The sequence below is a fragment of the Dokdonia sinensis genome (assembly GCF_003688895.1).
GTDB lineage: Bacteria > Bacteroidota > Bacteroidia > Flavobacteriales > Flavobacteriaceae > Dokdonia > Dokdonia sinensis.
Window position 1 is genome coordinate 1 of sequence record NZ_REFV01000023.1, and the last position, 13740, is coordinate 13740.

The 13740-nt window shown below is 42.0% G+C and carries 16 protein-coding genes; 12 read left to right on the top strand and 4 right to left on the bottom strand.

Features of this window, described 5'->3' with window-relative positions; translation table 11 throughout:
• The 8 genes from EAX61_RS16495 to EAX61_RS15865 form a co-directional block, all read left to right on the top strand.
• The coding region (locus EAX61_RS16495) for a beta strand repeat-containing protein (protein ID WP_430641076.1) at positions 1 to 1932 on the top strand (1932 nt) is incomplete at its 5' end.
• Between the two features lie 10 nt (positions 1933 to 1942).
• Positions 1943 to 2467 (top strand): hypothetical protein, encoded by a 525-nt coding sequence (locus tag EAX61_RS15835; protein WP_121918692.1) that lies wholly within the window; start codon positions 1943 to 1945, stop codon positions 2465 to 2467.
• Positions 2468 to 3370 carry an arabinofuranosidase catalytic domain-containing protein gene (locus tag EAX61_RS15840; protein WP_121918693.1) on the top strand — a complete coding sequence of 301 codons (903 nt, stop codon included), beginning with the start codon at positions 2468 to 2470 and terminating at the stop codon, positions 3368 to 3370.
• Entirely contained in the window at positions 3367 to 4011 is a 645-nt protein-coding gene (locus EAX61_RS15845) for a hypothetical protein (RefSeq protein WP_121918694.1), read from the top strand. The genes EAX61_RS15840 and EAX61_RS15845 overlap by 4 nt, the downstream gene beginning before the upstream one ends.
• A gap of 3 nt (positions 4012 to 4014) precedes the next feature.
• Positions 4015 to 5163 carry a T9SS type B sorting domain-containing protein gene (locus tag EAX61_RS15850; protein WP_121918695.1) on the top strand — a complete coding sequence of 383 codons (1149 nt, stop codon included), beginning with the start codon at positions 4015 to 4017 and terminating at the stop codon, positions 5161 to 5163.
• 94 nt (positions 5164 to 5257) lie between these two features.
• The gene (locus tag EAX61_RS15855) at positions 5258 to 5539 is read left to right on the top strand and encodes a GNAT family N-acetyltransferase (protein ID WP_121918696.1); all 282 of its coding nucleotides are present in this window, start codon (positions 5258 to 5260) and stop codon (positions 5537 to 5539) included.
• On the top strand, positions 5539 to 6474 hold the full coding sequence (locus EAX61_RS15860) for a GNAT family N-acetyltransferase (protein WP_121918697.1): 936 nt from the start codon (positions 5539 to 5541) through the stop codon (positions 6472 to 6474). Before EAX61_RS15855 ends, EAX61_RS15860 begins: the two co-directional genes overlap by 1 nt.
• Complete coding sequence (locus tag EAX61_RS15865) at positions 6471 to 7193, top strand: M15 family metallopeptidase (protein ID WP_121918698.1); 723 nt, start codon at positions 6471 to 6473, stop codon at positions 7191 to 7193. Before EAX61_RS15860 ends, EAX61_RS15865 begins: the two co-directional genes overlap by 4 nt.
• Here the strand turns inward: EAX61_RS15865 and EAX61_RS15870 are convergent.
• From EAX61_RS15870 to EAX61_RS15885, 4 genes are all read right to left on the bottom strand, one after another.
• Positions 7190 to 8164: a tetratricopeptide repeat protein gene (locus EAX61_RS15870; protein ID WP_121918699.1), complete on the bottom strand. Its 975-nt coding sequence runs from the start codon at positions 8162 to 8164 to the stop codon at positions 7190 to 7192. The two genes, EAX61_RS15865 and EAX61_RS15870, sit on opposite strands and share 4 nt — an antisense overlap.
• A 48-nt stretch (positions 8165 to 8212) precedes the next feature.
• Positions 8213 to 8734, bottom strand: coding sequence for a DUF4136 domain-containing protein (locus EAX61_RS15875; RefSeq protein WP_121918700.1), 522 nt, complete (start codon positions 8732 to 8734; stop codon positions 8213 to 8215).
• A 65-nt stretch (positions 8735 to 8799) separates the two neighbouring features.
• Entirely contained in the window at positions 8800 to 9801 is a 1002-nt protein-coding gene (obgE, locus tag EAX61_RS15880; protein ID WP_121918701.1) for a GTPase ObgE, read from the bottom strand.
• A gap of 122 nt (positions 9802 to 9923) precedes the next feature.
• Entirely contained in the window at positions 9924 to 11036 is a 1113-nt protein-coding gene (locus tag EAX61_RS15885) for an adenylate kinase (RefSeq protein ID WP_121918702.1), read from the bottom strand.
• A 265-nt stretch (positions 11037 to 11301) separates the two neighbouring features.
• Here EAX61_RS15885 and EAX61_RS15890 point away from each other — a divergent pair, with 265 nt between their 5' ends.
• From EAX61_RS15890 to purE, 4 genes are read left to right on the top strand one after another with little or no spacing between them, the layout of a single operon-like run.
• Positions 11302 to 12447 (top strand): 5-(carboxyamino)imidazole ribonucleotide synthase, encoded by a 1146-nt coding sequence (locus EAX61_RS15890; RefSeq protein WP_121918703.1) that lies wholly within the window; start codon positions 11302 to 11304, stop codon positions 12445 to 12447.
• A gap of 30 nt (positions 12448 to 12477) precedes the next feature.
• The gene (locus EAX61_RS15895; RefSeq protein ID WP_121918704.1) at positions 12478 to 12657 is read left to right on the top strand and encodes a hypothetical protein; all 180 of its coding nucleotides are present in this window, start codon (positions 12478 to 12480) and stop codon (positions 12655 to 12657) included.
• Positions 12654 to 13028: a type II toxin-antitoxin system death-on-curing family toxin gene (locus tag EAX61_RS15900; protein ID WP_121918705.1), complete on the top strand. Its 375-nt coding sequence runs from the start codon at positions 12654 to 12656 to the stop codon at positions 13026 to 13028. Before EAX61_RS15895 ends, EAX61_RS15900 begins: the two co-directional genes overlap by 4 nt.
• Positions 13029 to 13050: 22 nt before the next feature.
• Positions 13051 to 13527, top strand: a complete 477-nt coding sequence (purE, locus tag EAX61_RS15905) for a 5-(carboxyamino)imidazole ribonucleotide mutase (RefSeq protein ID WP_121918706.1) — start codon at positions 13051 to 13053, stop codon at positions 13525 to 13527.
• Positions 13528 to 13740: the final 213 nt, after the last annotated feature.

Here is a 13740-nt window from a genome sequence, read left to right on the forward strand (position 1 = left end):
GAGACGGGTGCAACTTCAACAATAGATACCAATGCCCTTTCTAATCCATATGACAATGCAGTCTCTGGACTTACAGCAACAAACGTACAGGATGCTATTGATGAAATCAATGCCTCAGCAGGGACAGTAAGCCTCGTACCGGGAGCAAACGATGGGGAGTTCATCTTTACAGATGCAAGCGGAGCGACCACACTCATCTCAGATACGTCCATATCTACAATCGTAGACAACGGTGACGGGACTTATACCTACACCGACGAGACGGGTGCGACCACTACAATTGACACCAATGCGCTTTCAAATCCATACGACAACACCGTATCGATGCTTACGGCAACAAACGTGCAGGATGCCATCGATGAGATCAATGCCTCAGCAGGAACAGTGAGCCTCGTACCGGGAGCAAACGATGGGGAGTTCATATTTACAGATGCAAGCGGAGCGACCACACTCATCTCAGATACGTCCATATCTACACTCGTGGACAACGGTGACGGGACTTATACCTACACAGACGAGACGGGTGCGACCACTACAATTGACACCAATGCGCTTTCAAATCCATACGACAACACCGTATCGATGCTCACGGCAACAAACGTGCAGGATGCCATCGATGAGATCAATGCCTCGGCAGGAACAGTGAGCCTCGTACCGGGAGCAAACGATGGGGAGTTCATATTTACAGATGCAAGCGGAGCGACCACACTCATCTCAGATACGTCCATATCTACACTCGTAGACAACGGTGACGGGACTTATACCTACACCGACGAGACGGGTGCGACCACTACAATTGACACCAATGCACTTTCTAATCCGTACGACAACACCGTATCGATGCTTACGGCAACAAACGTGCAGGATGCCATCGATGAGATCAATGCCTCAGCAGGGACAGTGAGCCTCGTACCGGGAGCAAACGATGGGGAGTTCATCTTTACCGATGCAAGCGGAGCGACCACACTCATCTCAGATACGTCCATATCTACACTCGTAGACAACGGTGACGGCACTTATACCTACACCGACGAGACGGGTGCGACCACTACAATTGACACCAATGCGCTTTCAAATCCATACGACAACACTGTATCGATGCTCACGGCAACAAACGTGCAGGATGCTATTGACGAGATTGCTGGCACGACGGGAAGTAATGATTCTACTAATGACGCCTTTGTGAATAACACCACAGGCAATAGAGTTGAACTCGGAACACAAAGCGATGGGACTACCACACGCACCTCAGGGACGGAGTTCGTCATAGAGGACTCTGGTGATACGGGAATCGGAACAGAAAACCCTGATGTGCGATTAACAGTAGCTGACACACAGGGTGAATTAATAAGAGCTGTAGACGACCTAGGTGTACAATTAGATATTGAATCAACAGTAGATGATGATATTCTCATTGAACAAAGTTCCAATGGAAGCGGAGCCATAATCCTAAGGAATGACGGTGGTGAGAATGTAGAATATATCTTTACAGAACAAGGACGAATACAAGCTAAAGCTTATGGTGAAAACAATGCAGATGTCCAAATAAGCAATAATCCTTTCGAAAATAGACAACCTGAAGTAGGTATAGCGTCAGATGCCAATGGGAACTTTATAGAGGTTCCGACTATTTTTGCATCGGGGAAAGCAGCAGCTGCAGGAGGTGGCTCAATCTTTAATGCAACTGTTACCAGAAATAGCCTAGGCAATTATACAGTTACTCTTCCTGTGGATATTGGAACCAATTATATTATTCAACTTACCGTAATTAGTAGAAATGGTGCCGGAAATGACAATGCAAATATTTGGTACATAAACCAAACAGGAACAACCTTTGATGTTATTGTAGGTGATAATGACAATGGTGGTTCTGATACCGCGAGATTTGACTCTGAGTTTATGTTTACCGTAATCCGTATGCCTGGATTCTAAAAAAAAGACTATGACAAAAACGATAACTATACTATTGATTTTTCTAGGTTACGCTTTCGCGAAAGCGCAAACCGTAGAAGCAGGACTTATAACTAACATCAAGCAGAATGACGAGACTGTCGATTCAAACATAGATAACGTTGTAGGCACAATAGCTACGGGAGCATTATTGTACGATAATACTCGAACGGGAGCTTACGTATATGATGGAATTAGGTGGAGACGGGTTTATTTTGCACCGAGCATAGATGCAAAGACTACGAGCTATACCCTTCAAGCTTCTGATGTTGGAAATGTAATCACTTTTAATAGTACAACAGATGTGACACTTACGGTTCCTCCAGGTCTTGATCTTGGGTTTAATGTGAGCGTATATCAACTGGGTACTGGTCGTGTGATTTTTCAGGCAGGTGGAGGTGCAACGATTCTAAACAGGCTGTCACGTTTTAGAACGGCAGGTCCTAATGCAGGAGCCGGGATTATGTGTACGGCGGCCAACACCTATCATATCACAGGTGACTTAAAGCAAATTTAGATGAGAAAAATAACGTTGCTTATATTTCTCTTTTTGACAGCTGCTAGCGGGTTTTGCCAAGTGGGTAATTATAATCAGTTCCCAGGGATTACCCCTAACCATACACTGGACGCAAAACTTGAAAATATAAGCTTTGCCTATGGATTACGGCTTCTTGAGTCTGACTATGATGGACCATTTGTCAGATTGCGTAGAGCAAGTGATAATGCTCAGATGGACTTTGGGTGTAATGATGTTGATATGGTGGACGTAGATGCTATTAATACCTGGCGTGCTGGAAGTAATGTTTTTGTAGTGACTTGGTATGATCAGAGTGGTTTAGGGAGGCACGCCCAACAACCCGTATTATCTCGACAACCTCGATTTTTTCCTGACCCTACAAATCCCTATATAGTTCCAGAGAACAACAGCCAGTATCTAGACACACAGACTAATATTCAAATTGCGACTAACGCAGGTGCAAATGCGACCATAGTAATGGTCTTGAGACCCGTAGAACGCGTGCAGTATAATTTTGGTAATTTTCGCAACAATGCAGAACGCTGGACGCCACATATGAACTGGACAAGTGGTCAAGTATTTTTTGACCCCGGCTTTTGTTGTGCAACAAATCGATCTTTTGCAAATAGAGCTTTTACAGATCAATGGAGTCAGTACACGCTACAGAGAGGTACAACGTCTATCTTAATAAGACGTAATAATACAACACAGGTTTCTGGAGCATTTCCAAACCGTCGCTATACCTTAAATCAGAATTTTTTTTTACTTGCTGCCAATACTGGTGGGAATCCCAACTTAACATCAAGGTCCCCGATGGCAGAATTTATAATGTATAACACGGACATCGCTCTTTCCATTATTACGGAAATAGAGGAAGATCAAATTGCTTTTTGGGATCTATGATTAAGAATATTCTATTTTTTGGTTTTTTAGTTGTTTTTGCTTTCGCGAAAGCGCAATCTCCTGACGCAAGATTTTTAACCAAAATTCAAAATGCGACTACTGCTGAAATTAATGCGATTACAGGAGCAGAAGAGGGTATGCTGGTTTATGATAATGAAGTCGAGCAGCTTAGACAGTACGATGGCACTGCCTGGAACGTCATAGAGGGAAAAAAGAATACCGTTATTCTAAACCGTCAAGGTGGAACACTAGCAACACCTAATAATGCGTTTACTGATTTCCCTTTAAGCCCAGCTAATGTTCAGGCTAACGTGGGTACGGCATTTACTGTTCTAGCAAATGGTCACATCACGATAAATGAAGCGGGACAGTATCTATTCTCTGGAGCAACATCTACATCTAATCTTCCTTTAGGCTCTCATAAATACATTATTGGCCTTTGGATTAACGGCACTCAAGTGGCGTATCTCTCTAGGGGTTTTGTAGATATCCCTACGAATCCAACTGATTTTTGGGGCACTTCTGGAACCGTTATCTATACCGCAAACGCTGGAGATGATATTGCTTTTAGATACGTTTTAAACAATAATGGTAATGCCGTAAATGCAGTTTTTACAAACGCAGCAATCACAAAACTATAAGTTATGAAAGAGATCATATCTATATTTATAATTTTTGGACTTATAACTTCTGTTATGGCTCAAGAAGCGTTACATAACTTCGGAAATTTACAAGTGCACGAAGGTGGGCAGTTAGGTTTTCACGGGGATCTCATAAATGATGGAGACTTTGATGACAACCTAGGTCTTGTGGGCTTCTATCACGAAGACAATGGACTTCGTATTTCAGGAACTCGTATTCCAGTTTTCTTTAATATGGAAAGTGATGTACCTAATGATCTCACGCTCGATGTTTCTGTGGGCGTTATAAATTTTATGGACTTTATAGATGGACGCGTTCTTACACCTAGGAACAACACCTCCGTGACTCTAGATTTTATTGACAATTCCCTTTATGACGGAGAAAACGATGACCGTCATGTAGACGGCTACGCTAGCACTTCTGGAGAACTTGATTATAGATTTCCCATAGGTGATGATTTTAGACTACGCCCTCTTAGTGTTTCTGCTTCGCCCAACAATGGGGGCAACATTTTTAATACAGCATATTTCTTTGAAGACCCTAACAATCCCACGACGTTTACAGCTTCTTTTAATACTGATGCCCTAGACAATACACTTGCCATAGTTAGTACTGAAGAATTTTGGGATTTAAATGGTAGTGCCCCTGTCGAGGTTACATTGACTTGGGATAATCAAAGTAACGTTCCAGCTCTTACTGATAATATTGCAAACCTTAGGGTAGTGGGATACTCTATCGCAATGGAGCAATGGGTAGATTTAGGAAACACAGCAAGTACTGGGACACTAGACTCTGGAGAGATTACCTCATCGCTTATTGAGCCCAATCTTTATGAAATTATTACCCTAGGCTCTGCCGTGCAAGGGAACGCAGGAATTACAGTCTTTACGGGAATGAGTCCTAACGGAGATGGCCTTAATGAATTCTTTGTCATAGAAGGAATAGAAGATATTCCTAACACCTTACGGTTATATAACCGCTGGGGACTCGAAGTATTCTCAATGGAGAATTATGACAACTCCTTTAATGGGGAATCCGACGGTCGTTTTAACATAGACGGCAATAACCAGTTACCCGTAGGAACATATTATTACGTTCTTGAATTAGAAGGTCGTAAGGATCTCGCTGGAGCATTTTATATCACCAGGTAAATCACCTTAAAAATTGCATAAATTGTAGTCTCAACACTCCTTTCTTCTTATTTTTAGGTTTCCAGGATTGTTTCTAACCAAAATCACTAACCAGATGGATATCAAACATAAGGAAACCGAAAATAGAGGTTTTTTTCTCATTCGAGGAGAAAAAGGAGTTATTTCTGAACTTACCTATATTAAAAATAGTGACACTCATATTACCATAGACCACACAGAAACAAAGATTCCTGAAGAAGGAAAGGGGTTAGCCTCTAAGCTTGTTGCTCACACGGTTGCCTATGCACGTAAAAACAATCTCAAAATAGAACCCTTGTGCCCCTTTGCCGAAGTTCAGTTTGACAGGCATCCAGAATATAGTGACGTACGCGCATAATGCTTAAAATTATTGAAACCGAGCGCTTATACCTTAGGCAATTTATTACTGAAGATGCCTCGCATTTCTTCGCAATGAACAATGACCCAGAAGTCATAAGGTATACGGGAGACCCACCGTTTACTAATCAAGATGCTGCACACAAATTTATAACTAATTATGACGCTTACGCAAAATACGGATTAGGGCGATATGCTGTCATTCGTAAAGAGGATGATACATTCCTAGGCTGGTGCGGACTAAAATACCACCCCGATAAACGCGTCGTTGACATAGGTTATCGCTTTTACAAAAACTATTGGAACAAGGGCTACGCTACCGAAAGTGCCCGAGGTTGCATACAGTATGCTTTTAATGTATTAAAATACCCATCGCTAGTCGCTCATGCTGCCGTTAATAATAAAAGCTCGCATAACGTACTTGAAAAGTGTGGTATGGACATCGTAAAAGAAATCGATTATGATGGACAACGAGTACTGCTCTATAAACTTGAAAATTCACTGTACGATCTTAAAAATATTACCGCAGAAGATACTTGGCCAGTCCGGCATCCTGTCCTAAGAGCAGGGAGACCGCTAGAAGACGTATATATGGAGGCAGATGAGAAAGAATCTACTTTTCATCTAGGCATCTATTTTAAAGATCAGATTGTAGGTGTTGCCAGTTTTATGAAAGATCATAACCCTATATTTAAAGGTGTACAATCACGTCTGCGAGGTATGGCCGTGCTTCCAGAATATAGAAAGCGTGGCCTCGCAGCTATGCTCTTAAAGAGAGGAGAAGAAATTTTAAGAAGTAAGGGACAGGACGTGCTTTGGTTCAATGCGCGCATTGCGGCGGTTAACTTTTATAAGGAACAAGGGTATACGACCTTTGGCTCTGAATTTGATATTCCTAAAGTTGGCCCCCATTATGTAATGAAAAAACAATTATGAAATTAAAATCTAATATTGCTCCTACCCTGCTTCTCCTATTTATCGTTTGCGCTCTCAACGCCCAAACCATTATATCAGAAGAGGAGCTTCTAGGCAAAGGAAATCCTGATATGACCTCGGGTGATGGCTACCGTTTGCGTCCAGAGGCGGCTCAAGCTTTTGAACTTTTAAAAACTGCAGCCTTAAAAGATGGGATTTCAATAAAAGTGGTTTCGAGTTATCGCGATTATGACCATCAGAATAGGATATGGGAACGTAAGTACAAACGCTTTCGCGAAAGCGGCCTCACCCCTTTAAAATCCATCGAAAAAATTATAGAATACTCCACAATCCCTGGCACTTCTAGACACCATTGGGGGACTGATATCGACCTCATCGATAGTACACCAAAGGTAAAGGGCGACGTCCTCGTACCCTCAAAATTTCACGGCACAGGACCGTTTTGTAAGTTTAAGGAGTGGATGGATGCTCACGCAAATGAGTATGGTTTTTATCTCGTTTACACGGATGCCATAAATAGAAAAGGTTTCAAGTACGAGCCTTGGCACTACAGCTACAAGCCACTTTCTCAGGAATATTTAAAGGAGTATAAAAAATTAGATATACAAGTGCGTCTGGGCGCTGCACAATTAATGGGTGCTGGGTACTTTACTAAAGATTTTATAAACCGCTACCGGACAGAGAATATTATGGATATTAATCCTGCGCTGCTGGATTAGAGTGCTTGAATAATTCGTTTTTCGGCGAGGGCTTCCTTGAAGTCTGATCTGCTGGAAAGCGCTTTGTCTATCCAGATTTCGGCTTTTTCCTTATCACCTTTGTGCTTATAGATTTGAGCTAAACGAAGATAGGCCCAGTCCTTAGGAACACCGTCCTTTGCAGAGTATAACGCAATGTATTGATTGAGGCACTCAATGCCTTGATCCAGTCCGATGCCGTACTGACCTGCTACTTTACCTAATTGATAGTGCAATCTATTATTAGACTTGTGCTTTTCCTGAGCTTCTTGAATCGTGGCAAGAGCTTCTGCGCTCATCCCCTGTTTTTCATAATGCTCATAGAGCTTTGTGTAACAGGTCATAGAACCACCTTCTTTAACAGCTGCTATATAGTACCGCTCAGCATCTTTAGGGCGGTCGTTATATTCGGCGATGTAGCCTTTGGCGAGGTAACCGTCTACTGGGGAAATTGCCGAAAGCTCAGCTGCATATTTTATGGCTTTTTCTTCGCTTCCGCCTATGATTCCGGGCAGCTGAATGTAAAACTCTACAAGTGCCCAGCGGGTTTCTATGTGTTTTGGATCAAGTTCTGCAGCTTTTAAGAAGGCGCCTTTTATATCGCTTATCATTGTTGCCGCACGCAGTTTATTAATTTCCAAAGCTTTCATTCCCATCACACCGCCATACTTATAGTGGTAGTTTGCTACATTTCCGTCTAGTTCGACGAGTCTTTCATAGTATGCTATTGCGGTGTCCCAATCTTTGGCGTGTCCTGCGATATCACCTAGGTATTCTAGCGTTTTAAGGTCATTCCTATTGGACTTGAGATAAGACTCAAATAGGGGCTTTGCGCTTTTGTACTGCTCTTTCTTGAATAATGATTCCGCTTTCGCGAAAGCGGACTCCTGACCACTAGCATTCATAGACACTAAGAATAAGACAACGAGAATAAAGGGGATTAGGTTTTTCATTACGTGCAAATATGCAAAAGGAATGCCAAAGGGAAATTATACTTGATGTTATTTCTTTGGCGGATATTTCTTGTAGATTTTTTCCACCAGTTTTTTGAAATAGGCGTCACGCTGTGGTGGGGTAGCTTTTACTTTTACCGCACTCTCGCTTTTGGCCTGCCAGACCAGTGCATTCTTTTCGTTATCGTAAAAATCTACCGTTATCAGTTGGTTTTGTTCACGGCCACCTATGGGAATCCCACCACCTACGCTCACGCCTAGATTACCGCCACCACCTCCTACTCCAACACCCAGTGTATTTCTAGATTGAGATTCAAACTCTTCTGAAAATAGTGTAATCCATAAGTCTGGATTTTCGGTAAGGGTCATTCCTCTGCTCTGTAACAAGCTGTCGGTATATTTTACAAAACGACGCTCGTCAAATTCTGACAAGCCCGTCACCTTAGTAAAGTCGTAGTTGTAGCTCTTATAACTATCAAAAGAAGCTTCCTTATCGTAGTCATACTCCACATAAGTAGACCCGCAACTGATACAAGTTATCGCTATAAAAAGGGATGAAAAAATCCGCATATAATTTGTTTTATATAAATGTAACAAGATTATATACGGATTGTTGTGGGTTTAGGATTTCTTAACTATTCTTCATTCAACATCTTCCACAATCTATCCTTTAATTCCGTTAACCCCTGTTGCGCCACAGAGGAAATAAACATATAATCTATAGGAAGTTCGCGGTCTAGTTCTTCTTTAAGCTCTGCTTTAAGCTCTTCGTCCAGCATATCACATTTAGTAATCGCGATAAGACGAGATTTATCCAGCATTTCTGGATTGTACTTTTGAAGTTCATTTAATAAGATATCGTATTGCCTTGAGATACTATCTGCATCTGCGGGAATCATAAATAGCAAGGTCGAGTTACGTTCTATGTGTCTTAAGAAACGATGCCCTATTCCTTTTCCTTCGGCGGCACCCTCGATGATACCAGGTATGTCTGCAACAACAAATGTTTTGAAGTCTCTGTACTCCACAATCCCTAAGTTTGGTTTTAGGGTTGTAAATTCATAGTTGGCAATTTTTGGTTTTGCCGCAGTTATAACAGATAGTAAAGTGGATTTCCCAACATTAGGAAAACCAACTAATCCTACATCTGCGAGAATCTTTAACTCTATTGTGAGTTGTCGCTCGTATCCTTCTATTCCGGGCTGTGCATATCGTGGCGTTTGGTTGGTACTGGATTTAAAGTGCCAGTTACCACGTCCTCCCATACCACCTTCGGCGACGATGAATTCTTGATCCTCTTCGGTTATTTCAAAAATTACTTTATCTGTTTCGGTATCCTTGATCACAGTACCTAATGGCACATCAATGTATTCATCTTCTCCATCGTGACCAGTAGACCTTGATTTTGCTCCGTGACCTCCGTGACCTGCCCGTAGGTGGCGTTTAAACTTTAAATGCAAGAGCGTCCACATATTTGGATTTGCGCGAATAATAATGTGACCTCCACGACCACCGTCTCCTCCATCTGGACCACCTTTTTCAATAAACTTTTCTCGGTGTAAGTGCACACTCCCACCGCCACCGTTACCAGAGGTTACGTGGAGTTTTACATAGTCAACAAAATTTCCTTCAGTCATAAGTCATTCAATTCCTGCGAAAAGTAGGAGCCTGCTCCCGTATCGCCATTGTTTTATTCACTCTTAATAGGTGCAGTTTCGTGCATTAAGCCTTTCGCGAAAGCGAACATAAGTTCAAGTCCTTACAACGTATCAATCACTGTACTCAATCGCTCCGTAATCTCGTCTACACTTCCCACACCGTTTACACCGTAATATTTATCCTGCTTCTCATAAAAATCTTTTAGGATAGCCGTCTCTGCATAATATACCTTTATTCTATTACGAATCACGTCTTCATCTGCATCATCAGGTCTTCCAGAAGTTTTACCACGCTCTAAAAGCCGTTTTACCAGCACCTCATCATCTACCTCGAGGGCTACCATCGCAGCTACCTCTGTTCCTTTAGACTCAAGAAGTGCAGCAAGTGCAACTGCTTGTGCTTCCGTACGAGGGAATCCGTCAAAAATGAAACCCTGGGCCTGTGCATTCTTCTCTACCTCTGCATTGAGCATATCTATAGTTACCGTGTCTGGAACAAGTTGGCCTTTATCAATGTATGATTTTGCCAGCGTTCCAAGATCCGTCCCATTCTTAATGTTGTATCTAAAAACATCTCCTGTTGAGATATGAACGAGGTTATATTTTTCTTTTAAAACTTCGGCTTGCGTGCCCTTGCCAGCTCCTGGAGGGCCAAACAATACTAGGTTTTTCATCGTGTGTTGTTTAAGTTTATAAATGGAGGTCAGGTTGCGACCCAGTCCGTTATAGTCGAGGCCAAATCCTACGACAAAGTCGTTCTCAATTTCAAGACCTATATAATCTATTTTATGTGATTTCCTGTAGGCGGCTGGCTTATAAAATAAAGATGCAATGGTATAGGATGCCACGTCCTCATCTTTAAGTATCTGGATAATTGTATCAATCGTATTTCCTGAATCTACAATATCCTCCACCACAATGACGTCCCGACCTTTGAGAGAGGGCTCTGCACCCATTACAGTATAGATTTCGTCGCGTTGCTCCGTCCCGTCATAACTTGCTACTTTTATAAAACTGAGCTCGCACTCACTATCAAATTTCTTGATAAGCTCTGCTCCAAAAAGGAATGCACCGTTAAGCACGGTAAGAAACACCGGCCTCTTGCCCCTGTAATCATCATTAAGTCGTACCGCAACACCATTTACAGCTTGCTGTACTTGGGTTTTAGAAATGCATTTCTCAAAAGTAAGGTCGTGTAACTGTACCGTTTTCATATCACAAATAAGCTACCCCAATGTAAACGTATGAGGTGTTAATCTTAAATTACTTTTCATTTTGAAGCAAGACCTGGGCAATTTTACGCCTGACTCTCACCCCGCGATTAAAGGCGCAAAGATACCAAGGACAAACGACAAAAACCCAAATTCCATCCCGAACTGTCGGGACAAATCTCAAAACACCGCATCACATTCGGGTAGTGGATTTCGATTTTGTATTTTTGAACTGTATTTACTTTCGCACAAGCGAAAAATTTAACCTATGAAAAACCTCTTTTCTTCAGATTTTAAATTAGGCATTCTCGGCGGTGGTCAGCTGGGAAAAATGATGCTGTACGACACGCGTAAATTTGATATCCAGACCTACGTACTAGACCCCAGCGATGTGGCTCCCAGCAGGATTGCCTGTGACCATTTTGAGCAGGGAAGTTTAATGGATTTTGATACGGTTTACAATTTTGGCAAGCAGGTAGACGTGCTCACTTTTGAGATTGAGACCGTAAATATTGAAGCGCTAGAAAAGCTCGAGCAAGAGGGCGTTCAGGTGTTTCCGCAACCTTCTGTGTTGCGTAATATTCAGGACAAGGGCGTGCAGAAGGAGTTTTATAAGGATAATGAGATTCCTACGGCGACTTTTGAGAAGTACGCTTTCGCGAAAGCGATACCAGCCTCATCCCGCTCCTACCCTTATATCTGGAAATCCTGCCAGGGTGGTTACGACGGAAAAGGTGTTGCCGTAATCAGAAAAGCCGAAGATTTAGAAACCCTACCAGAAGTACCCTGCATCGCCGAAGATATGATTCCGTTTAAAAACGAGCTCGCGGTGATTGTGGTAAGAAACGTATCTGGTGATGTAAAAACATATCCGGTGGTTGAGATGGAATTTCACCCCGAAGCAAATCAGGTGGAATACGTGATTTGCCCCGCCCGAATAGACGAAAAAGTAGCCCAAAAAGCCAGAGCAATTGCCGAAAAGGTTTCAAAAGCCTTCAGTCACGTAGGACTTCTTGCGGTGGAAATGTTCCAAACGGAAGACGATGAGGTATTAGTAAACGAAGTCGCTCCACGGCCTCACAATAGTGGGCACTACAGTATAGAAGGAGCGTTTACAAACCAGTTTGAGCAACACCTACGTGCCATTTTAGATTTACCCCTAGGAAAAACCGATAGCAAGGTAGCGTCTGTGATGGTAAATCTAGTAGGTGCCGAAGGTCATACAGGAAACGTCGTGTATGAAAACATTGCCGAAATTATGGCGATGGATGGGGTAACCCCGCACATATACGGTAAAAAAGAAACGCGCCCGTTCCGGAAAATGGGCCACGTGACTATTGTAGACGAAGATTTAACAAAAGCAAGAGCGGTGGCGCAGGAGGTTAAGAAAAAAATAAGAGTAATCGCTCAATAGCTTTTTTGTAACTTTATTAAAAATGATGTTATGACTTCCTTTCAGAAAAAGCAAAAAATAAAAGATCTTATTGACAATCTTGATCCAACACAGCTTGACCAAGCAGATCATTTTTTGACAGACTTACAGAAAAATGAAACTCGAGCTAAGGAATACATCACTAAACTCTTGAAAGAGGAAGAAAACCTTTTTAAAAGACTCGCGCAGTGATAACTCCAAAGCTTATTAAAGAACTCAATGAATTGATATTCTCTCATTCAGGAGGAAGCGCAGGGGTTCGAGATGAGCAAGGACTTCTCTCTGCCATTAATAGACCTTATCAGACCTTTGACGGGAGGGACTTATATCCTACGATTATTGATAAAGCGGCCGCCATTTTTCAAAGCATAATCATTAACCACCCTTTTATAGATGGAAATAAGCGTATGGCTTACGCCCTTATGCGGTATCTTCTCTATCAAGGTCACTTTGAACTTAATGCAACGGAAGAGGAGAAGTATCAGTTTGTAATAAAAGCTTCGAAGGGAGAATTTGAATACGATGACATCAAAACTTGGATTTTGAAATATTTAAAAGCCTAAATAATCAGCTCAATAAAAAAATATGAAAGTAGGAATCATTATGGGAAGCACCAGCGACTTACCAGTTATGCAAGAAGCCATAGACATACTGGCGACATTTAACATCACGACCGAAGTGGACATAGTAAGTGCCCATCGTACACCAGAAAAATTATTTGACTATGGACAGAACGCTCATACTCGCGGTATCAACGTCATTATTGCTGGTGCTGGTGGCGCCGCTCATTTACCTGGAATGGTCGCTTCTCTTTCTCCGTTACCTGTAATTGGAGTTCCCGTAAAGTCACGTAATTCTATAGATGGTTGGGACTCTGTGCTCTCTATCTTACAAATGCCAGGTGGCGTTCCCGTGGCAACAGTAGCATTAGATGGAGCAAAAAACGCAGGAATTCTCGCAGCTCAAATCTTAGGCGCAAGAGATTCTGAAATCCAAAAAACGATTTTAGAGTACAAAGAAGGTCTTAAGCAAAAAGTTATAGAGGGAGCAAAAAGTCTCTAAAAGCAAAGACCGCTCCTGGGGGAGCGGTCTTTATCAATGTGTTGGAAAGTTGATACTGTATTTATTAACCATTCTAAATATTAATCAAACCTTTTTGTATTATACACATTGAGTTGGGGGAAATCTCAATATAAAGTAAAACAAATGTATTGTTTCCTTGTTTATACCCTACAATTATAGGAAAATTCTTAATTAGTTCGATAATTTCAATAA